This window comes from Bradyrhizobium sp. LTSPM299 (assembly GCF_000938235.1).
Classification (GTDB): domain Bacteria; phylum Pseudomonadota; class Alphaproteobacteria; order Rhizobiales; family Xanthobacteraceae; genus Bradyrhizobium.
On sequence record NZ_JYMU01000010.1, the window covers coordinates 64,635 to 85,787 of the forward strand.

Below are 21,153 nucleotides of genomic sequence, written 5' to 3' on the forward strand. Positions count from 1 at the left end.
CGTCGCTTCGCTCCTCGCAATGAAGAATTGGGTACAGCGAGACATTCTCAATCCGTCATCGCCATCGCGCGCAGCGCCTGGCGCTCGCGCACCGAGAGCTTTTCGGTCTCCGACTTGAGCTGGCCGCAGGCAGCGAGGATGTCGCGGCCGCGCGGGGTGCGCACCGGCGAGGAATAGCCGGCGTTGAAGATATATTCGGAGAATTTCTCGATCTGATCCCAGTCCGAGCATTCGTAAGCCGTGCCGGGCCACGGATTGAACGGGATCAGATTGATCTTGGCATGGATGCCCTTGAGCATTTTCACCAGCAGCTTCGCATCGTCGAGCGAATCGTTGACGCCCTTGAGCATCACATATTCGAAGGTGATGCGCCGCGCGTTCGACGCGCCGGGATAGTCGCGGCAGGCCTGCAACAGTTCGGCGATCGGATATTTGCGATTCAGCGGCACCAGCTCGTTGCGCAATTCGTCGCGCACCGCGTGCAGCGAGATCGCGAGCATCACGCCAATTTCTTCGCCGGTGCGCTTGATGTTCGGCACCACGCCCGAGGTCGACAAAGTGATGCGACGTCGGGAAATGCCGATGCCTTCATTGTCGCCGACGATCAACAGCGCATCGCGCACCGCGTCGAAATTATAGAGCGGCTCGCCCATCCCCATCATCACGACGTTGGTGACGCGGCGCGTGCCATCCTCGCGGTCGGCCCAATCATTGAGACGATCGCGCGCCACCATCACCTGGCCGACGATTTCGCCGGCGGTGAGGTTGCGCACCAGCCGCTGTGTGCCGGTGTGGCAGAACGAACAGTTCAGCGTGCAGCCGACCTGCGAGGAGACGCAGAGCGTGCCGCGGTCGGTCTCGGGGATGTAGACGCATTCGACCTCGTGCGGCCGCTCGAGCGTGTCGCCGCTCGGCAGCCGCAGCAGCCATTTGCGGGTGCCGTCGTTGGAGGTCTGCTCGGCCACCACCTCGGGGCGATCGACGGTGAAATGCTGCTCCAGCTCGGCGCGCATGTCCTTCGAGATGCTGGTCATCTCGGCAAAGTTCTCGGCACCGCGGAAATACATCCAGTGCCAGAGCTGCTGGCTGCGCATCTTGCGCTGCGAGGGGCCAACGCCGATCTCGCCAAGGCGATCGGCGATCTCGGCGCGCGACAGCCCGATCAGCGACGGCTTGGCCGGCGGCACATAGGTTTCGAGCGGAAGCTTTTCGAGCGGCGTATTGGCCGCGGAGTCAGTCATCGACATCAGATTTGGCTTTCAAGCCGTAGGATGGGCAAAGCGAAGCGTGCCCACCTTCAAAAGCAATGGACGAAAATGGTGGGCACGGCGCTTTGCGCCTTTGCCCACCCTACGCCGCGGTCCTCAAATAGGCCTTCTGCGGCCCATAAACAACGCTGATTCGGCCCAAATGCCCTAACGCCGGCAGTCCTGCCCCAGCCGGTCGAGCGCCTGCGCCAGGCCCTTCAGCGCGAACGTATCCGTGGTCTCGGTGCCCTTGGCCGAGATGCCCTTCACGGTGGCGTCGGCCGATTTGCGCATGGCGTCCACCAGCCGCTCTTCCTCAGCCGCGTTCTTGATCCAGAGGCCGTCGCCCTGGGTGTACATCGCGTAAGTACCGCCGCCGACCTGGAGTGTCGATTCGGAGCCCGGCTTCAGCGTGTAGCCGATCATGATCGAGATTTCGTTGACGACCTTTTCAGCCGGGCGGGTCGAGACGAAGGCATAGGCTGGATCGCGCGGGCGATTCGCCGGGTTGGACTTCGACGACGACGGCTTGGCCAGCGCGAAGCAGACCTTCTTGCCGTTGGGCATCGCGGTATAGGCGCCCCAGGTGCCGAATTGGCCAATCAGCGTCGGCTCGGCGCCGCCGGCGGCAGCCACCGCTGCCGGCGAAGCCGCAGGCTTGGCCACGGCCGCGGGTTTCGCCGCGTCCTTCTTCGTCCCTTGCGCCTGCGCAAGGGACGTGATCCCGCACGCCACGGCACAGGCAACCAGCGATGTCAGTATTTGCCGCACGGACAACTGGTTCCCCCATCATTGTGACTGGAAGATGGCCCGGCGATCCCCGTCCGCCGGTACGGATGGATAGCGGGGAAATGTCTGTTTGGGAAGGCAGTTAGCCCTGGATGCGGCGATCGCCGCAGCGCGTCATTCCGCGATCACCCTTTGGCGCGCGCCACCCGTTGTTGCTCCCACTGCGCGTCGGTCCATTGCAGCAGGTCTTCGGCCCCGGAACTGCGCAAATGCGAGCCGCCGTCCTGCACCACCATCTCGCCATTAATGTAGCCGGCCTGGTCGGAGATCAGGAAGCTCGCGAGGTTGGCAAGCTCCGAATGCTCGCCGGGGCGGCCGAGCGGATTGCGATGTGCCCAGCTCTCGCCGCGCCCCTCGGGACGCAATTGTCCGGTCGCGCCAGGCGTCGGGAACGCGCCCGGCGCAATCGCCACCGTGCGGATGCCCTTCGGTCCCCATTCGACCGCAAGGCTTTTGGTCATCGCCAGCACCGCGGTCTTGGCCATCGACGACGGCACGGTGAAGGCGCGCCCGGTGATGGTCGAGGTCGACAGGATCGAGAGCACCACGCCCCTGTGCTGGCCCTCGATCCAGCGCCGGCCGGCGGCGAGCGTGCAATACAGCGTGCCGTGCAGCGTCGGCGCCAGGATCGCGTCCGCCGCACGGAATGACAGATGTTCGCTCTGCGCGATGAAGGTTGCGGCAGCATTGTTGACGAGAATGTCGATCGGCGCGTCCTGCCAGACCTGGTCCATCATCGCCTCGACCGCGGCGCCGTCGCGGATGTCGCATTGCGCGGTTGAGACTTTGCCGCCAAACTCGCTGCGGAATTTGGCTGCGGTCTCCTCCAGTAATTCCAGCCGCCGGCCGCAGATGATCAGTTCGGCGCCGAGCTCCGCAAAACGGTGTCCCATCGCCGCGCCAAGGCCGGAGCCGCCGCCGGTAATCAGGATGCGTTTTGTCGCCAGCAGGCCTTTTTCAAACATAGTTTGATCCCTCCGCGTTGTATTGTCGCTCAGCCGTAAATCCGGCAAGAAGCTTTCAACCCTTCTGCGTCCGAAACTCAGGTGTGTCCATGAAAGCCATCCTCTGCTCGCAATACTGTCAACCCGACGATCTCGTGCTGGCTGATGTGCCGGATCCCGTGGCCGGTCCGGGCGAAGCCGTGATCGCGATCAAGGCGGCGGCGCTGAATTTCTTTGACATCCTGATGATCCAGGGCAAGTACCAGATCAAGCCGCCGTTCCCGTTCTCGCCGGCCGCCGAAGTCGCCGGCGTGATCGAGAGCGTCGGCGAAGGCGTCACCGATCTGAAGGTCGGCGACCGCGTCGCCGCATCCTGCGGCCACAACGGCGCGCGCGACAAGATCGCGCTCTCGGCAAACTCGATCGTGAGAATTCCCGACAATCTCGACTACGACCGCGCCGCCGGCATCTTCATCATCTACGGCACCGCGCTGCATGCGCTGGAAGATCGCGCCAGCCCGAAGCCGGGCGAGACGCTCGCGGTGCTGGGCGCCGCCGGCGGCACCGGGCTTGCGGCCTGCGAACTCGGCAGACTGATGGGCCTCAAGGTGATCGCCTGCGCCTCGTCGGACGAGAAACTCGCATTCGCCAAACAACACGGCGCCGAGCTGACGCTGAACTACGCCAAGGAAGATTTGAAGGAAGGCCTGCGCCGGCTGACCAATGGCAAGGGCGCCGACATCGTGTTCGATCCGGTCGGCGGCTCCTACGCCGAAGCCGCGCTGCGTTCCACCGCGTGGGAAGGCCGCTTCCTGGTGATCGGTTTTGCCGCCGGCGAAATCCCGAAGATCCCGCTCAACCTCGCGCTGCTGAAGGGCTGCGATATCAGAGGTGTGTTCTGGGGCGCCTGGGCGCGGCTCAATCCGGAGAAGAACCGCAGCAACCTCCAGAAGCTCGTGCAGTGGACCGCGGAGGGCAAGATCTCATCGCATGTCGACCGCACCTTCCCGCTGTCGCAGACCGCCGAAGCGCTAAAGGTGCTCGCCGGCCGCAAGGCAATGGGCAAGGTGATCCTGCATCCGGGGAGCTGAAGAGATTCTGCGTAGGGTGGGCAAAGCGTCAGCGTGCCCACCTTCACGCGCACAGCAAGGACGGTGGGCACGTCGCTATCGCTCCTTTGCCCACCCTACGAAACTTACGACGGATCGAGAGACGATCCATCCATCCCGCGCTTCAACCTCGCACGCGCTGCCTCGCGATGCTCCGGCGTGATGTGGTTTGCCACCAGGCGGATCGCGGTCGCGAGAACAGCGGCATCGTCGGTGAAGCCGAGGATCGGCAGCATGTCGGGAATGAAGTCGAACGGCAGGATGAAATAGGCGATCGCACCCAATAGCGCCGCCTGGACGTGGCGCGGCGTCTGGCGGTCGAAGGCGCAGTAATAGGCCGCGAGCAAATCCTCGGCGAAAGGCAGTCTCGCCACCACCTTCTTGAACTTGATCCAGAACCGGCGGCGTACGCTGTCGCGGTCCTGCGCCAGCCGGTCGGCAGGCTCGAATCCCACGCTGTGTTCGGTCGTTGCCATTGCCAGGCTCCTCCCCGCACGTCTGTCCGGCGGCGGATGCTGCGAATCTGGTGATGTCGGCCAACCAGCGCAAGGTTGCAATGGATCCGTCAGCCGACCCCGAGCTGCCTTGCAATCGCGTTCATGGACTTGGCAAGGTCGATGTCGCGCTTGGTCAGCCCGTCGACATCATGGGTTGCCAGCACCACCTCGACGGTCTTGTAGACGTTCTTCCATTCGGGGTGATGGTCGCGCTTCTCCGCGATCAAAGCGGCGCGGGACATGAAACCGAAGGCCTCGTTGAAGTCCTTGAATACGAAGGTCTTGGTAATGGCCTCGCGTCCTGGCGTCTCCGCCCAGCCCGCCAACTCCCCAAGCGCGGCTTCCCTTGCTTCCGCTGACAGCCGTTCGATCATGGCGCGCCTCCCGTTTGAACCTGACTTTAACCTAACCACCAACCCGCGGAATGGGATCCATGCCGAAATTAAGGCCGAAATCGCGTCCTATGGCCGCTGGTAACCATGACGCAGATGTAACCCCGGCTGTCTCAGGAATTTGCTACAATCGGTGCTGTAAGCGCGTTGGTAGTTTTGAAATTGAGCCCCAAACGATTGTTTGCGAGATCGATGACCGACGGCCCCGGCCCCGCCGACATAAAGCCTAGTCCGCGCCGTTCCGCGCGGCAGCGGCTGGCTTTCGTGATGATCGCGGGCCTGCTGGCCATCATCGGCGCGCTGGCCGCAGGCTACTATTTTGCTATGCGTCCGGTGACCCTGCGAATCGCGGTGGGACCTGCCAACAGCGACGACATCAAGGTGGTGCAGGCCCTCGCCCAGGCCTTCCACAATCAGCAGCATAGCCAGGTCCGGCTGCGGCTGGTGCCGACCGATGGCGCCCCCGCAAGCGCGCAGACGCTCGCCGACGGCAAGGCCGATCTTGCCATCATCCGCGGCGATCTCGACGTGCCGAAGAACGCGCAAGCGGTCGCGACCCTGCGCAAGAATATCGTGGTGATATGGGTTCCGCCCGCCGCGAAGGGCAAGGGCAAGAAGGCCGCGAAGATCACCAAGATCGCGCAGCTTGCCGGCCACAAGATCGGCGTCGTCGGCCGCACCCCGGCCAATGTCAATTTGCTGAAGATGATCCTGCAGCAATATGGCGTTGATCCCCTGAAGGTCGACATCGTCCAGTTCCCGGCCAATGAGGCCGTCGAAGCCATCCGCAACCAGAAGGCGGATGCCTATCTCGCCGCCGGCCCTGCCAACAGCAAGATCACGATCGACGCGATCGCGGCATCGACCCGCGACGGCGGCGCGCCCACCTTCCTCGCCATCGACGCCTCGGAAGCGATCGCACAGAACCACCCCGCCTATGAGGCCGCGGAAATCCCCGCCGGCTCGCTCGGCGCCGCCGACCGGCCCGATGACGAGGTCAAGACCATCAGCTTCTCGCATCACATCGTCGCCCGAAAGAGCATCTCGGATTCGACGATCGCGGCGTTCACGCGGCAATTGTTCTCGATCCGGCAGTCGCTCAAGACCGATTTCCCGCTCGCGGCCAAGATCGAGACCCCCGACACCGACAAGGACGCCACCATCCTGGTGCATCCGGGGGCTGCCGCCTTCGTCGACGGTGAGGAGAAAACCTTCCTCGACCGCTACAGCGATTACATCTGGTGGAGCTTGATGGCGCTGTCGGCGATGGGCTCGGCCGGTGCCTGGTTCGCCGGCGCTCTCAAGCAGGACGAGCGCAACACCAACTCCTCGCAGCGCGAGCGCCTGCTGGAGATGCTGAGGACTGCGCGGCACTCGGATTCGACCGACGAACTCGACCAGATGCAGGCCGAAGCCGACGACATCCTGCGCGACACGCTGGTGTGCTTCGAGCACGGCGCGATCGAACAGGGCACCCTGACCGCGTTCAACATCGCGCTCGAGCAGTTCCACAACGCCGTCGCCGACCGCAAGGCGCTGCTGATGAGCATGCCGCAGAATTTGCAGCGCACGGCGACGCAGTTCAGGGCGGCAGGGACGGCGTAGGGGCTTCAGGCACTCTCTATCCGCGAACTCTCTTCGCCTCTCCCGCTTGCGGGGGAGGCCGACGCGCTCGGCAGCGCTCTTGCGCGCCAGAGCGCGGCGGGGTGGGGGCTCTCTCCGCAACATGACTCGTGGAGAGAACCCCCACCCCGCCCTCCCCCGCACGCGGGAGAGGGAGCCCGACCCAGCGTGCTCGCCTCACGAAGGGCGGACTGTAATCTCTCCGTCATAGAATTTTTCTAGTCCTTGCCACGCTTGCGGCGCAGTGTCGCGCTGCGACCCTGAGGAGGCCCCCCATGACGACCCGGTTTTCGCGCAAGATTACCCGCCGACGCTTTCTGTCCACGACGGCTGCGACCGGCGTCGGCCTCGTTGCGATGCCGTATCTGTCGCGCGCCGCCGACCGGCCGGTGATCACCCATGGCGTGCAATCCGGCGATGTCGGCGTCGACGGTGGCGTGGTCTGGGCCCGTGCCGACCGGCCCGCACAGATGATGGTCGAGGTCGCGACCACCGAATCCTTCAAGGATGCCCGCGCGCTGCCGCCGATCACGGCGATGCCGGAAAGCGACTTTACCGCCAAGATGCTGGTGGAGAACCTGCCCTCGGGCCAGGACATCTTCTATCGCGTCCGCTTCCGCGACCTCTCCCATATCGATGTCGTCGGCGAGCCGGTGGTCGGCCGCTTCCGCACCGCGCCGAGCGATCGCCGCGACGTCTCCTTCGTCTGGGGTGGCGACGTCGCCGGCCAGGGCTGGGGCATCAACCCCGATGACGGCGGCATGGTCACCTTCTCGGCGATGAAGAAGCACAATCCGGATTTCCTGCTGCACTCCGGCGATACGATTTACGCCGACGGCGTGATTCCGTCCGAGGTCAGACTTCCCGACGGCAAGATCTGGAAGAACATCACGATCCCCGAAAAGGCCAAGGTCGCCGAGACGCTCGACGAATACCGCGCGGCCCACAAATACAATTTCCTCGACGACAATGTGCGCGCCTTCAACGCCGAGGTGCCGATCTTCGTGCAGTGGGACGATCACGAGGTGACCAACAACTGGTCGCTGTCGAAGCAGCTCCCGGCAGCCTACAAGGAGCGCGACATCACGCTGCTCGCCGCCCGCGCGGCCCGTGCTTTCCACGAAATGTATCCGATGCGCGAGAGCATCGTCGAGCCCGGCCGCGTCTATCGCACGCTGAGCTACGGCCCGCTGCTCGACGTCTTCATGCTCGACGAACGCAGCTATCGCGGCCCGAACGGCCCGAACCTGCAGGAAAAGTACGGTCCCGACGCCTATTTCATCGGGCCGGACCAGCTTGCCTGGCTAAAACGGGGCCTGCTCAACTCGCGCGCCACCTGGAAGGTGATCGCCTCCGACATGCCGCTGTCCCTTATCGTCTATGACGATGCGGCCAACAGCAAGGGCTCGGAAGCCTTCGCGCAGGGCGACGGTCCGCCGCGCGGCCGCGAACTCGAGATCGCCGACATCCTGCGCTTCATCAAGACATCGGGCGTCGTCAACACGGTGTGGCTGACCGCCGACGTGCACTACGCTGCCGCGCATTACTACAGCCCGAACAAGGCCCAGTTCCAGGAGTTCGACCCGTTCTGGGAATTCGTTTCCGGCCCGCTGCATGCCGGCACGTTCGGCCCGAACGAACTCGACAACACCTTCGGACCCGAGGTGAAGTTCATCAAGGCGCCCGGGCTGGAGAACCAGAACCTGCCGCCGTCGGCCGGCATGCAGTTCTTCGGCCACGTCAAGATCGACGGCAAGAGCGGCCAGATGATCGTGACCCTGCGCGACCGCGCCGACGTCGCGCTGTGGTCGACGACGCTTGATCCGAAGCCGGTGTAGTCGACGCGCCTTCCCCTAGAACTCGTCATGCCCGGGCTTGTCCCGGGCATCCACGTCTCGTGTCAGGGGTAGGAAGACGTGGATGGCCGGGACAGGCCCGGCCATGACGGATGTGGACGCGTTATCGCCAAATCCGTCATCGCTGCAGGTCGAAACGACGCCTCTAACCCGACTTCACTCAGTCTGTTTGCCACGCCATCCCCGCAGCGCGGCCTCCAGCGCTTCGGTCGAACATGGCTTGGTCAGCCGCGGCTTGTCGGCGAATTCAGGCCGAAGCCTGACGTCCGCGCCATAGCCGGTGATGAACACGTAGGCGACCTCAAGCGCGTTCAGACGCTCGGCGATTGCGAACGTCTTTTCGCCTCTGAGAAGGCCGACATCGAGCAATGCGAAATCCGGTGTCTTTTCGGCAATCAGCTCGAGCGCGCGCACCACGCCGCCTGCCGTGCGCACGGTCTTCACGCCGAAGCCCAAGATCGTATCTTCGAAGTCGATCGCGATGATCGGATCGTCCTCGACGATCAGGACATCGCCAGGCATGCCGTTGCTAAGGGCGGGTTGCATGTCTCGCCAGGGTCCAGTTTTCAGGGATGAACAAAGGCCCGGATCAGATCCGGACGGACGGCGCACAAACCGGCGCCTCGATGAGCGCGCCGACTGTTCCAATGATGAAACCACCACATTGGAACCGGCGCCGTCTGTTCACTAGTGCACATAAAAACGGGAACTTTTCGATTATCGTCGACGTTGGGGACGCAGGAAACTCCAATGCTTGTCAAACGCACCGAGTTGGCCGGAATCACAGACCGGCCCTTTAACAATTTGCTGCGCCGGCTGAATGCGGCCGATTACGCGCTGATCGCGCCACACCTCGTGCTGGTCGACGCCGAGGCCAACGACCTGCTCTACAACCCCGGCGACGATGTCCAGACCGTGCATTTTCCGTGCGGGCCGAGCCTTGCGTCCTATTTGGTCCCCAACGAGGATGGGCGCGATGTCGAAACGATCCTGGTCGGTCGCGAGGGCGCCGTCGGCGGCATCGTGAGCCAGGGCTTTCTGCCGGCCTATACCCGCATCACTGTCAAATTCAGCGGGCCGTTCGCGCGGCTGCCGATCAGCAAACTGGATGCCGCAAAGATCAGCTCGGTCTCGGTGCGCAACGTCTTCGCGCGCTACGCCGACTGCATGCTGGCGCAGATCTTCCAGTCGACCGCCTGCAACGCGATCCACTCGATCGAGCAGCGCGCCGCGAAATGGATCATCTCGGCGATCGAGCGCACCAATGGCGATGGCGTGGTGCCGCTCACCCACGAACAGCTCTCGACCTTACTCGGCGTCGGCCGCAGCTACACCAGCCGCGTGATCCAGAACTTCAAGGCCGAGGGCGTGCTGGAAACCCGCCGCGGCTCGATCCTGGTCCGCAACCCGGACAAGCTGCGGCTGCGCTCCTGCCTGTGCAACGAGGCGGTCAAGGACCACTTCGAAAACGTGCTGCGCGGGGTCTATCCGAGCGAGGATAATCCGGCGAATTAGGCGAGCTGCGTTGTCTCCACAAGCTCGTCATGCCCGGCCTTGCGCCGGGCATCCACGTCTTGGTTTCCGCGCAAAAAGACGTGGATGGCCGGGACAAGCCCGGCCATGACGAACTGGTGGCGAATGGGAAGCGGCAGAAAACTGCTGCACACAACCCCATCCACGCTACACTCGCGCCATGAGCGGGGCAGCGCTTCACACTGTTTTCGACATCGCGGCATGGTGTGCCGCTGCGATCGCCATGTGGTGGCTGTCGCAGGTGCGCGGCCTGCAATTCCCCAGCCAATCCTTCGAACTCCCCTATGTTGCCGCATTGGTGTTCGGCGCCGGGATCGGCGCCTATATCTTCGGGACGCTCAACCTGTGGTTCTCGGGCATGCCGGGCATCGCCCGCTCGGTCGAAGGTGCGCTGGCCGGCGGCATCGTCGCGATCGAGCTCTACAAATGGCTGCACGGCATTTCACTGCGCACCGGCGCGCGGTTCGCGCTGCCGCTTGCGGTCGGCGTCGCGGTCGGGCGGCTCGGCTGCTACTTCGCCGGCCTCGATGATTTCACCTATGGCACGCCGACCACGCTGCCCTGGGGGCATGATTTCGGCGATGGCATGCTGCGCCATCCCGTGCAGCTCTATGAAAGCCTGGCGATGGCCGCGTTCGCGGTCTTTTACGTGCTGGCGGTGTTGAACCGGAACGCGGCAATCATCACCAATGGATTCTACCTCGTCCTGCTCTATTACGGGCTGCAGCGCTTCATCTGGGAATTCATGAAACCCTATGGCGCGCTGATCGGCCCGTTCTCGCTATTCCACCTGCTGTCGCTGTTTGTCATGGTCTATGCCGCCGTCATGCTGGCGACGGCACCAAATGCGAGTGTGAAGCATGAACGCGCCACTGCGTAAGGCCCGCCCTTACATCTTCTGGGGCCAGACCCAATCGCTTTGCGAAACCTGCCTGGCCCTGGTGCCGACCAAGATCCAGATCCTCGGCAACGAGGTGTGGTACGAGAAGCGCTGCAAGCAGCATGGCGTGCAGTCGACGCTGGTTTCGACCGATCAGGCCTATTGGCGGCTGTGCAAGGATTTCATCAAGCCCGGCGACCGCCCGCTGTCGTTCCAGCGCCACACCGAGTTCGGCTGCCCCTATGATTGCGGGCTATGCCCGGATCACGAGCAGCATTCCTGCCTGGCGCTGATCGAGATCACGGAGCATTGCAACCTCACCTGCCCGGTGTGTTTCGCCGACTCATCGCCGGCACGGACCAGCTTCACGCCGCTCGCCAAGATCGAAAAAATGCTGGACGCGCTGGTCGCGAGCGAGGGCGAGCCCGATCTGGTGCAGATCTCCGGCGGCGAGCCGACGCTGCATCCGGATTTCTTCGCCATTTTGGACGCGGTGCGCGCCCGGCCGATCCGCCACGTCATGATCAACACCAACGGCCTGCGAATCGCGCGCGAACCGGAATTCGTCGCCAAACTGGCCGAGAACAAGCGCGGGCTCGAAGTCTACCTGCAGTTCGACTCGCTGCAGCGCGAGGCACTGGTCAATCTGCGCGGCGCGGATTTGCGCAAGATCCGCCAGCAGGCGCTGGAGACTCTCGAGCACCATGGCATCTCGACCACGCTGGTAGCCACCATCAAGCGTGGCGTCAACGACAGCGAGATCGGCGACATCGTCCGCCACGCCCTGACATGGAAATGCGTGCGCGGCGTCACGCTGCAGCCGGTGCAGGACGCCGGCCGCAACGAGAATTTCGACAAGGACACCGACCGCATCATGCTGTCGGAGATCCGCAACCGCGTGGTCGAGACCGGCGTGTTCGGCGACAAGGACATGATCCCGCTGCCGTGCAATCCGGAGAGCATCTCGATCGGCTACGGCCTGCGCAACGGCGAAAAGGTGCTGCCGCTGACCTCGCTGATCTCGCAGGAGCAGCTGATCGCTGTGATGCCCAACACCATCAGCCCGGAGAAATATCCGATGCTGCGGGAAAAATTTGTCGACCTGTTCTCGCTGTCGTCGGGGCCGCTGAACACCTCCGAGCGGGTCTGCGAATTGCTGTGCTGTCTGCCGAGCTTCCAGGTGCCGGACAGCCTCGCTTATGAGAACATCTTCCGCGTCACCATCGTGCAGTTCCTCGATCGCTTCAATTTCTGCGTCGGCAACGTCAAGCGAAGCTGCATCCACTTCGTCACCGAGAGCGGCGCGATCATCCCGTTCGACACCTACAACCTGTTCTACCGCAACAGAAAGATCGACGGCATCCGCGCCGCGCTGGCCGGCCAGACCTACCGCGAGGCGCGGCAAAGCGAAGAGGTGCCGCGATGAGCGACGACAGCCGTCCCATAATGCCGGATGGGTCGCCTCCGCCCTCGCTTCCCCCAATGCTTCCTCCGCAACGCGGCGGCTGCGCGACGGCGTTCATGGTGCTGTTCGGGCTGATTCTGCTGTTGCCCGGCCTCTGCGCCATCCTGTTCGGCGTCGGCTCGCTGACCGACTCGAGCATGGATCCGACGCTCCTGTTCCTGGTGCTGCTCGGCCTTCTGGTCGGCTTTGCCGGCGTGATGCTGATCCGCGCGGCGATCAAGGGGCCGCGGCGCTAGAGGCAGAGCCCATACAAACATGACCAATTTCGACCTGCCCCATCCGACAAACCACCAGCGCCACCCCCGCGCACCGGCTGTGCGACCGCCTTCCTGCTGGTCATAGGCGTCATCCTGCTGCTGCCCGGCGTCCTGTGCGCGATCTTGCTCGCCAACATGGGTGGTTCGGGCCATGACCCGGTCACGCCGGTCGTCATGCTGGTGGCGCTCTGCGGGGTCGGGCTGATCATCTGGGCCTTGATCCGTAATAAATAGCTCCCGATCGGTGCCCAAATCCGTCAAAATCCGGGTTCTGAGCCCGAAAACGGCCCCCCAAACCGCCAATAAACCGTTGATTTTTGGCGTTTTCTGACTATATTGCGCCGCAACGCGCAAGGTGCCCGGTCATTTGACCGGGCTTCCTTTTTGGGGCGATGCGTCCCCGTCAAAATTCTTAGGTATGAGCGTGATCCGGGCCCGACTGGGCCGCGTGAGCGAGCAGCCGGCCCCTGGTGGTCCGGCGAGATCGCGCATCAGACCTTTTGCACCGACCAGAAGAAGAGCCATGAACCTTCGTAACGTCGCCATCATCGCCCACGTCGACCACGGCAAGACCACGCTCGTCGACCGCCTGCTGCAGCAATCCGGGACCTATCGCGAGAACCAGAAGGTCACCGAACGCGCCATGGACTCCAACGATCTGGAGCGTGAGCGCGGCATAACCATCCTCGCCAAGGCGGCCTCGGTGCAGTGGAAAGACACCCGCATCAACATCGTCGATACCCCCGGCCACGCCGATTTCGGCGGCGAGGTCGAGCGCATCCTCAACATGGTGGATGGCGCACTGGTGCTGGTCGACGCCGCCGAGGGTCCGCTGCCGCAGACCAAATTCGTGGTCTCGAAGGCGCTCAAGGTCGGGTTGAAGCCGATCGTCGTCATCAACAAGGTCGACCGCCCCGACGCGCGCCCGACCGAAGTCATCAACGAAGTATTCGACCTGTTCGCGGCCCTCGATGCCACCGAGGAGCAGCTCGACTTCCCGATCCTGTACGGGTCGGCCAAGCAGGGCTGGATGGGCGACAGCCCGGAAGCTTCGCATGACGCCGGCATGCAGCCGCTGTTCGACCTGATCGTGCGCCACGTCGCGCCGCCGACGGTCGAAGAGGGTCCGTTCCGCATGATCGGCACCATCCTCGAAGCCAACCCCTATCTCGGCCGCATCATCACCGGCCGCATCACCTCGGGCTCGATCAAGCCGAACCAGGCCGTGAAGGTGCTCGGCGCCGATGGCAAGACCATCGAGCAGGGGCGCATCACCAAGATCCTCGCCTTCCGCGGCATCGAGCGCACCCCGCTCGAGGAAGCCGACGCCGGCGACATCGTCGCGATCGCGGGCCTCACCAAGGGCACCGTCGCCGACACCTTCTGCGATCCTAGCGTCGAGGCGCCGCTGACCGCGCAGCCGATCGATCCGCCGACGGTGTCGATGTCGTTCATCGTCAACAACTCCCCGCTCGCTGGCACCGAAGGCGACAAGGTGACCTCGCGCATGATCCGCGACCGCCTGCTGCGCGAGGCCGAAGGCAATGTCGCGCTGCGCGTCGTCGAGGCCTCCGACAAGGATTCGATGGAAGTTTCGGGCCGCGGCGAATTGCAGCTCGCGATCCTGATCGAGACCATGCGTCGCGAGGGCTTTGAGCTCTCGGTGTCGCGCCCCCGCGTCGTGCTGCAAAAGGACGAGACCACCGGTGGCTGGCTGGAGCCGGTCGAAGAGGTCGTGATCGACGTCGACGAGGAGCATTCCGGCGTCGTCGTGCAGAAGATGAGCGAGCGCAAGGCCGAGATGATCGAGATGCGCCCGTCCGGTGGCAACCGGCTGCGGCTGGTGTTCTACGCGCCGACCCGCGGCCTGATCGGCTACCAGGGTGAACTGCTCACTGATACCCGCGGCACCGCGATCATGAACCGCATCTTCCACAACTACCTTCCCTACAAGGGCGAGATCCAGGGCCGCCGCAACGGCGTGCTGATCTCCAACGACCAGGGCGAGGCGGTGGCCTACGCGATGTTCAAGCTGGAAGACCGCGGCCCGATGATGATCGAGCCCGGCTGGAAGGTCTACAAGGGCATGATCGTCGGCGAGCACACCCGCGACAATGATCTCGAGATCAACGTCCTCAAGGGCAAGCAGCTCACCAACATCCGCACCACCTCGAAAGATGAAGCGGTGCGCCTGACCCCGCCGATCCGGATGACGCTGGAAAAGGCGCTCGCCTATATCGAGGACGACGAGCTCGTCGAGGTGACGCCGAAGTCGATCCGCCTGCGCAAGAAGCACCTCGACGCGAACGAGCGCAAGCGCGCCGAGAAGGCCAAGGAAGCCGTCGCGTAAGCCTTATCTGTCGTGCCCCGGCGTGACCGGGGCGCTCAGTAAGCCGCGGCCTGTCGGCTCTATCATTGCAGCCTCTGGAATACTGGATCACCCGCTGGAGCCTGTCATCGGGCCCGCGTGCGCGCGACCCGGTGGCGGGTGATGACGGCTATGCATGTGGCGTCTTCAGGCCCGGCAGCGAACGTGCTATGGCCGGGACATGAGTTCCCTTCCTTCCACAGTCGACGTCGCCATCATCGGCGCAGGTGCCGCGGGCCTGGGGGCTGCGCATGCGCTGAAAGACTCCGGCCTCTCCAGCATCGTGCTGGAAGCCCGCGATCGCGTCGGCGGCCGTGCGCATACGATTCCTGCGTCGCCTGACGTGGTGTTCGACCTCGGCTGCGGCTGGCTGCATTCGGCCGATCAGAACAGCTTTGTGGCTATCGCCGGCCAACTGAATTTCGAGATCAACAAGGACCTGCCGCCGTGGCGCGAGCGCGCCTATGGCAAGGCGTTCCCGCAAGCCGAGCGCGACGAGTTCGTGCTGGCGCTCGACGAATTCTACGATCGCATCGAACAAGCCGCACGCGGCGGCAAGGACAGCCCGGCGAGTTGCTATCTCGTTTCAGGCAATCGCTGGAACCCGATGATCGACGCGATTTCGACCTATGTGAACGGCTGCGAGCTCGATCAGCTCTCGATCCTCGACTTCGACGCCTACGAGGACACCAACTTCAATTGGCGGCTGCGGCGCGGCTATGGCGCGCTGGTCGCGGCCTATGGCGCGCAAGTCCCGGTGGCGCTGAACTGCGAGGTCCGGCTGATCGATCACTCAGGACAGCGCGTGCGCATCGAGACCTCGCGCGGCACGCTGGAGGCCGACAGCGTGATCGTCACCGTGCCTACCAATCTGATCGCCGACGAAGCGATCCGCTTCTCGCCCGCATTGCCGGACAAGGTCGACGCCGCGCGCGGCCTGCCTTTGGGTCTGGCCGACAAGGTGATGCTGGCGCTCGACGAACCCGACGCGCTGCCGAAAGAAGGCAATCTGCGCGGCGCCACCATGCGCACCGAGATGGGCACCTATCACATCCGCCCATTCGGCCAGCCCTGCATCGAAGGCTTCTTCGGTGGCCGCTTCGCGCAAGCGCTCGAGGACGACGGCGACGGCGCGATCGCCGCCCACAGCATCGATGAGATCGTCTCCTTCATCGGCAACGACATCCGCCGCAAGCTGAAGCCGTTGAAGGAATCGCGCTGGTCGCACGATCCTTACGCGCGCGGCTCCTATTCGCACGCACTCCCGGGCCACGCCGGCAAGCGCGCCGTGCTGGCCGCGCCGGTGGACGGCCGGCTGTTCTTTGCAGGAGAGGCAACCTCGCCGCACTTTTTCTCGACGGCGCATGGGGCGCGGGATTCGGGAGAGCGGGCGGCGAAGGAAGTGCTGGCGATATCGCCGCGCAAGTAACTACACCGACATTGCGAGCGAAGCGAAGCAATCCATCGCACCCCGCATTCGGATAGAATGGATTGCTTCGCTTCGCTCGCAATGACGAAGGTGGCTACTCCAGCACCCGCGCCCGCATGTCGGCGTCGGGCACGAAGCACGTCTCGTACTTGCCGAAAATCCTGTAGCGGTTGCGGGCGATCAGGCTGTAGACCGCGTTGCGCAGCGGCTTTGGCACTGCGAACAATACGCGCGTCCAGCCCCAGCCCGGCAGCAGGCTCAGCACGGTCAGCGCGGCATCCGACTTCAAGCGCGCGACGCCATCGTGGACCACGGCGTTGGTGTCGGGATCGTCAGGATCGATGCCGAACGCCTTGGCGAGCCGCGTGCCGTAGTCGGACTGGATCGGGGTGAAGCGAAATCTGCGAGCCGCATCGCGCGCGATGACGAAGCGGACCCAGCGCGAGCAGAAGATGCAGACGCCGTCGTAGAGGATCACATCGTCGTCGGGCCATTGGGTCATCGGTTATCCAACATCAGAAACGCGACCAGCATCAGCACGATCGCGGGTCCGGTCTTGACCAGTGCACCAAGCGGTTCGATCCAGAGATCCGGGGTCAGGATCGCCGCAACAGCCATGTAGCCGAGCGAGGCGATGATACCTGCGATCAGCCCGAACGCCGCGGTGCGGCGAAAGGCGATCAGGATGCCGATACTGATGTCCATCAGGCTGGTCAACACCGTGACGGGACCGACCAGCGCCGGCGGAAAATGATGCGCGCGCAGGATGCCGGCGGCGGCGTCATAGGAGATGAACAGCGCGATGAAACCGGACGCGACCCAGAACAACGCGAGGCTTGCGATGATCAGCGCCTTGATCAGGAACAGCCGGGCGAACCATTTGTCCTGGATGGTCGCGGGATGCCCGCCGATGGCCTGCGCGATCGTCTTCGGCACGATCCCGGTCGCCGCCATCCATGCGGCGGGGTCGCCGGTGATGCCGCGGCGCAGCTCGGCGATCGCGGTGGAGCGCAGCGGCGGCATCCAGCCGAGACGGCTCGAGAGATCGCCGAGGCGGGCGCCGAGATCGATCAGGAAGGAAGGCGGCGTGATCCGCAGCTGCTTTGCCGTGCCGAACGACCAGCGGAACTGATCGACGACGCCGCCGAGCGAGATCGGCTGCGTCTGCATCAGGTCCCATGTCACGGCGCGCACGCTCTCGTCCGCGATGTCGCGGCCGGCGAGCCAGGCGATGGTCTCGGCGATGTCCTCGACCGCAACCGGCTGGAACGGCGTCCCGGCTTCACCCGCCGGCAGATCGACCGGCAGCGCCGCCAGCGCGCGCAGCATCGCGCTGCCGCCATAGGCCGCCGGTGCAATGACAAACCCCGGGCGCAGCATCGCGTGAGGAATGCCGGAGGCGGCGATCAACCGTTCGGCCTCGCGCTTGGTGGTGCTGAAAGCCGTGCGATCCTCATTGGCGGCGCCGGGAACCGAGATCTGGACGAAGCGGATGGCGCGTCCGCTTTCCCGGATAGCTTCCAGCAGCCGCGCGACGAAATCGCGGTGCACCGCCTGCGTATCGCTGCCCGGGCCGTCCTGCAACACGCCGAGGCAGTTGACGACAAGGTCGACGTCATGCGTGCGGAGAAGTTGCGCCAGCGCCGCCGCATCCATCGACATGACAGGCAGTTCGAGATCGAGCGCGCTGACCTTCTGCGCGGGCGAGAAATGCCGCGCGACGCCGACCACACGGAAGCCGCGCGCCCGCAGATCGTCGGTGACATAGCGGCCGATCAGGCCGGATGCACCAAGCACGAGAATGTTTGTTGCGGGCATGAGTGTCCCTAGAATGGCTTTGCGATCATCAGCCACAGGATGATCATCACCGAGCCGAAGCCGGGAATACCGAACAGGAACCAGCGGCGGAAGAGCACAAAATAACGCGGCGGCAGCTTCTGGTTCTTCTCCGCCGCCATCAGCGCCAGGTCGCGCATCTCCATCTGCATGAAGATGACGGGGATCCAGAACATGCCGGCGACGACGTAGAGCGCGAGCGACGCCAGCAGCCAGCGCTCGGCAAAATCTGTCCCCGATAGCATCATCAACAGCCCGCCGCTGACCGGCTGCAGCAGCACCGCTGATAATGTGAAGATCATGTCCGCGATCACAACGGTCGCTGCCGTGCGGGCAATGAAGGAGGCATCACTGGTCCGATGCGCCATCAGCATGAAGAAGGCGATGCCGGTCCCGGTGCCGAGGATCACGATGGCGCCGAGCACATGGAGATATTTGACCAGGAAGTAGAGCGTCATCGCTTTCCGCTCGCCACAGGGCGCGGCGGCTTCAGCGCGCGCGCAAGTTCGGATGTCGCCGCCTTCACACCGATCTCCGTCTCCGCCAGCCAGTGGCCCTCGCTGCCATAGGCCGGAAGCGCACGAAAATCCACTTTGTCACCAGCCTTGGAAAAGGCATCGGCAAGTTGACGCGAAAACGCCGGCGCGAAATAGCTGTCATTGGCGGCAACCAGCCATGTCACGGGAATTCGGGCCTGCGCGCCGAACTCGGCGGCGGATGCGAGCAGCGTGTGCGGCGCGCAGATCTGGTTCGGGAAATCATTGGCGCGGCCGCCGCGGCCCGGCGCGAACAGGATGATGCGCGACACGCCGGCGGGGCTTTCGCCGGCCAGCGCCAACGCGCCCCATCCGCCCGCGGAGTGGCCGACGATGACCGTGCCCTCGGAGCGGATGAAGGCCTGCTTGCGCAGATAATCCATCGCGGTCGCGATCTCGCTCGCCGTGGCGTGCCCGGCGCGGGAATAATCCGCCTCGTCGCAGCCGCGCTGGTCCTCGACATATGGGCCTCCGGTGGCGCCGTGGCCGAGCCTTTCAGGGACCAGCACGGCGAAGCCGCGCGCAACCAGCAAGACGGCGAGCGCGCGATATTCCGGCTGCGGCATCTGCGCCCGGCGCAGCACGTTTTGCGTCGACGCATGCGCGATCACGGCGAGCGGAAACGGGCCGTCGCCGGCGGGCCGAAACAGCAGCGCATGCGCTGATGTCGCTGGCTCGGGTGATGGCACTAGCCATTGCTGGCGCCGGTCCGGCTCACCCTCCGCGCCTTGCGCACCAAGCGCCGGCTGCGCCGAAACGACCCGCGCGCCGAGCATCGCAAGGACAATGGCCGCAACCAGGACTTTCGCCGAATGCATAAGCGCCCCTGACGCCGCCGCGCCGCGATGGGATTCGTCCTTAGAATACCGACAGCGAATCAATCCAGGTGCATTTTTCCGTGACGCCCATGCTGTCACGACGTGTTGCCACCACATCTTGCGCGCGAGCGCATCATCGAAATTGCCCGTTGCGGCAGTGCCTTGTCCTCTTTCGGTACAAATATTCATGATACTGATGCAAAAAGTCCACAGGTTAACCGATAATTAACGAAGGACCTTGAAGGCGGCCCCCTGACTTGCTTTGATTACATCCATGAGCACAACGCTAATCGAGGTCCGGCCGGCCAAAGCTGCAGACGCAGCCGCAGTAGCGTCGACGCATGACGAGGCCTGGCGCTCGGCGTATCAGGGCATCATCCCGGGCGCCGAACTCGAAAAGCTGATCAATCGCCGTGGCCCGCAATGGTGGGACAGCGCGATCCGCAAAGGCAGCCGCGTCAGCGTGCTGGTGTTCGGCGACAAGATCGCGGGCTACGCCAATTACGGCCGCAACCGCGCCCGCAGCCTGCACTTCGAAGGCGAGATTTACGAGCTCTATCTGCGGCCGGAGTTCCAGGGCCTCGGCTTCGGTCGCCGCCTGTTTGCCTCTGCCCGCCGCGACCTGTTGCAGAGCGGCCTGAAGAGCATGGTGATCTGGGCGCTCTCCGACAACGATGCGGCGACGGAATTCTACCGCGCGCTCGGCGGCCGGATGGTGGCGCGCTCCTCGGAGCGGTTTGGGCCGAAGTCGCTCGACAAGGTCGCTTTCGCCTGGGCGAACTGAAAATCCTGCTTCTCTCGTAGCTGCAGCAAGGCTAAACCAGCCTGAGCGTTACGCGCGAACGGCTGCTCGGCGGCAAGTTTGGGCTTCGTGCTGCTTTGCGCCTCGACGGCGCCAAACAAGAAAATCACATCGTCTTCAACTTCCAGAGTTCACGCGGAGCAATCCATGCGTATCGACGCCATATCGATCGGAAAAAATGCGCCCCACGACGTCAACGTCATCATCGAGGTCGCCGTCGGCGGCGAGCCGATCAAGTACGAGATGGACAAGGAAGCCGGCACGCTCGTGGTCGATCGCTTCCTCTACACGCCGATGCGCTATCCCGGCAATTACGGCTTCATCCCGCACACTCTGTCCGGCGACGGCGATCCATGCGACGTGCTGATCGTCAACACCCGCGCGATCATTCCCGGCGCCGTCATGAGCGTCCGCCCGGTCGGCGTGCTCGTGATGGAAGACGAGGCCGGCGGCGACGAGAAGATCATCGCAGTGCCGTCATCGAAGCTGACCCAGCGCTACGACAAGGTGAAGAACTACAACGACCTTCCCGACATCACGCTGCAGCAGATCCAGCACTTCTTCGAGCACTACAAAGACCTCGAGAAGGGTAAATGGGTGAAGGTGCTGCACTGGGGTGACGCCGAGGAGGCGTACAAGCTGATCCTGGAAGGGATCGAGCGGGCGAAGGGAAAGAAGTAGCAAACCTCGCCGCCAAAGCTCCCTCGCCCCGCTCTTGCGGGGAGAGGGTGGGGTGAGGGGCTGCTTCCACGAGTTGTGAAGGTCGAGAGAC

21 protein-coding genes are annotated in these 21,153 nt (G+C 64.1%); 11 read left to right on the forward strand and 10 right to left on the reverse strand.

Translation table 11 applies throughout. From position 1 onward, the window contains the following. Window positions 1–47: 47 nt before the first annotated feature. From rlmN to UP10_RS07660, 3 genes are all read right to left on the reverse strand, one after another. Window positions 48–1,241, reverse strand: coding sequence for a dual-specificity RNA methyltransferase RlmN (gene rlmN / locus UP10_RS07650; protein WP_044586806.1), 1,194 nt, complete (start codon window positions 1,239–1,241; stop codon window positions 48–50). Between the two features lie 174 nt (window positions 1,242–1,415). Continuing rightward, window positions 1,416–2,024: an invasion associated locus B family protein gene (locus UP10_RS07655; protein WP_044586760.1), complete on the reverse strand. Its 609-nt coding sequence runs from the start codon at window positions 2,022–2,024 to the stop codon at window positions 1,416–1,418. Window positions 2,025–2,161: 137 nt separating this feature from the next. Continuing rightward, window positions 2,162–3,001, reverse strand: a complete 840-nt coding sequence (locus UP10_RS07660; RefSeq protein WP_044586761.1) for an SDR family oxidoreductase — start codon at window positions 2,999–3,001, stop codon at window positions 2,162–2,164. A gap of 89 nt (window positions 3,002–3,090) precedes the next feature. Here UP10_RS07660 and UP10_RS07665 point away from each other — a divergent pair, with 89 nt between their 5' ends. Beyond that, the gene (locus UP10_RS07665) at window positions 3,091–4,071 is read left to right on the forward strand and encodes an NADPH:quinone oxidoreductase family protein (protein ID WP_044586762.1); all 981 of its coding nucleotides are present in this window, start codon (window positions 3,091–3,093) and stop codon (window positions 4,069–4,071) included. Window positions 4,072–4,175: 104 nt separating this feature from the next. On the opposite strand, the gene UP10_RS07670 is transcribed toward UP10_RS07665, so the two are convergent. Together UP10_RS07670 and UP10_RS07675 are read right to left on the reverse strand one after the other, a co-directional pair. After that, on the reverse strand, window positions 4,176–4,565 hold the full coding sequence (locus UP10_RS07670) for a YkvA family protein (protein ID WP_044586763.1): 390 nt from the start codon (window positions 4,563–4,565) through the stop codon (window positions 4,176–4,178). Window positions 4,566–4,654: 89 nt separating this feature from the next. Then, complete coding sequence (locus UP10_RS07675; RefSeq protein WP_044539334.1) at window positions 4,655–4,960, reverse strand: 4a-hydroxytetrahydrobiopterin dehydratase; 306 nt, start codon at window positions 4,958–4,960, stop codon at window positions 4,655–4,657. Between the two features lie 210 nt (window positions 4,961–5,170). On the opposite strand from UP10_RS07675, the gene UP10_RS07680 reads away from it, so the two are divergent. Both UP10_RS07680 and UP10_RS07685 read left to right on the forward strand, forming a co-directional pair. After that, entirely contained in the window at window positions 5,171–6,583 is a 1,413-nt protein-coding gene (locus UP10_RS07680) for a TAXI family TRAP transporter solute-binding subunit (RefSeq protein ID WP_082077014.1), read from the forward strand. 293 nt (window positions 6,584–6,876) lie between these two features. Beyond that, window positions 6,877–8,439, forward strand: coding sequence for an alkaline phosphatase D family protein (locus UP10_RS07685; RefSeq protein ID WP_044586765.1), 1,563 nt, complete (start codon window positions 6,877–6,879; stop codon window positions 8,437–8,439). Window positions 8,440–8,613: 174 nt separating this feature from the next. On the opposite strand, the gene UP10_RS07690 is transcribed toward UP10_RS07685, so the two are convergent. Further along, window positions 8,614–9,003: a response regulator gene (locus UP10_RS07690; RefSeq protein ID WP_044586766.1), complete on the reverse strand. Its 390-nt coding sequence runs from the start codon at window positions 9,001–9,003 to the stop codon at window positions 8,614–8,616. Between the two features lie 204 nt (window positions 9,004–9,207). Between UP10_RS07690 and UP10_RS07695 the strand changes: the two genes are divergently transcribed. The 6 genes from UP10_RS07695 to UP10_RS07720 all read left to right on the forward strand — a co-directional run bounded on the left by UP10_RS07695 (window position 9,208) and on the right by UP10_RS07720 (window position 16,389). Next, the gene (locus tag UP10_RS07695; protein WP_044586767.1) at window positions 9,208–9,972 is read left to right on the forward strand and encodes a Crp/Fnr family transcriptional regulator; all 765 of its coding nucleotides are present in this window, start codon (window positions 9,208–9,210) and stop codon (window positions 9,970–9,972) included. A gap of 178 nt (window positions 9,973–10,150) precedes the next feature. After that, a complete protein-coding gene (locus UP10_RS07700; protein ID WP_044586768.1) occupies window positions 10,151–10,870 on the forward strand; it encodes a prolipoprotein diacylglyceryl transferase in 720 nt (239 codons plus the stop codon). Continuing rightward, window positions 10,851–12,296, forward strand: a complete 1,446-nt coding sequence (locus UP10_RS07705) for a radical SAM protein (protein ID WP_044586769.1) — start codon at window positions 10,851–10,853, stop codon at window positions 12,294–12,296. The genes UP10_RS07700 and UP10_RS07705 overlap by 20 nt, the downstream gene beginning before the upstream one ends. Window positions 12,297–12,352: 56 nt before the next feature. Further along, window positions 12,353–12,571: a hypothetical protein gene (locus tag UP10_RS07710; protein WP_245321684.1), complete on the forward strand. Its 219-nt coding sequence runs from the start codon at window positions 12,353–12,355 to the stop codon at window positions 12,569–12,571. Between the two features lie 544 nt (window positions 12,572–13,115). Then, the gene (gene typA / locus UP10_RS07715) at window positions 13,116–14,942 is read left to right on the forward strand and encodes a translational GTPase TypA (protein WP_044586771.1); all 1,827 of its coding nucleotides are present in this window, start codon (window positions 13,116–13,118) and stop codon (window positions 14,940–14,942) included. Window positions 14,943–15,141: 199 nt separating this feature from the next. Then, complete coding sequence (locus UP10_RS07720) at window positions 15,142–16,389, forward strand: flavin monoamine oxidase family protein (protein ID WP_044586772.1); 1,248 nt, start codon at window positions 15,142–15,144, stop codon at window positions 16,387–16,389. Between the two features lie 94 nt (window positions 16,390–16,483). Here the strand turns inward: UP10_RS07720 and UP10_RS07725 are convergent, their stop codons facing one another. The 4 genes from UP10_RS07725 to UP10_RS07740 are packed head-to-tail and all read right to left on the reverse strand — an operon-like array spanning window position 16,484 to window position 19,579. Then, window positions 16,484–16,891, reverse strand: a complete 408-nt coding sequence (locus UP10_RS07725; protein WP_044586773.1) for a thiol-disulfide oxidoreductase DCC family protein — start codon at window positions 16,889–16,891, stop codon at window positions 16,484–16,486. Beyond that, window positions 16,888–18,207 carry an SDR family oxidoreductase gene (locus UP10_RS07730; RefSeq protein ID WP_044586774.1) on the reverse strand — a complete coding sequence of 440 codons (1,320 nt, stop codon included), beginning with the start codon at window positions 18,205–18,207 and terminating at the stop codon, window positions 16,888–16,890. The genes UP10_RS07725 and UP10_RS07730 overlap by 4 nt, the downstream gene beginning before the upstream one ends. Window positions 18,208–18,215: 8 nt before the next feature. Next, window positions 18,216–18,683 (reverse strand): DUF2269 family protein, encoded by a 468-nt coding sequence (locus UP10_RS07735; protein WP_044586775.1) that lies wholly within the window; start codon window positions 18,681–18,683, stop codon window positions 18,216–18,218. Next, on the reverse strand, window positions 18,680–19,579 hold the full coding sequence (locus UP10_RS07740) for an alpha/beta hydrolase family protein (protein WP_044586776.1): 900 nt from the start codon (window positions 19,577–19,579) through the stop codon (window positions 18,680–18,682). The genes UP10_RS07735 and UP10_RS07740 overlap by 4 nt, the downstream gene beginning before the upstream one ends. Window positions 19,580–19,853: 274 nt before the next feature. Here UP10_RS07740 and UP10_RS07745 point away from each other — a divergent pair, with 274 nt between their 5' ends. Together UP10_RS07745 and ppa are read left to right on the forward strand one after the other, a co-directional pair. Next, entirely contained in the window at window positions 19,854–20,363 is a 510-nt protein-coding gene (locus UP10_RS07745) for a GNAT family N-acetyltransferase (protein WP_044539321.1), read from the forward strand. A gap of 165 nt (window positions 20,364–20,528) precedes the next feature. Continuing rightward, window positions 20,529–21,062 (forward strand): inorganic diphosphatase, encoded by a 534-nt coding sequence (gene ppa / locus UP10_RS07750; RefSeq protein ID WP_044586777.1) that lies wholly within the window; start codon window positions 20,529–20,531, stop codon window positions 21,060–21,062. Window positions 21,063–21,153: the final 91 nt, after the last annotated feature.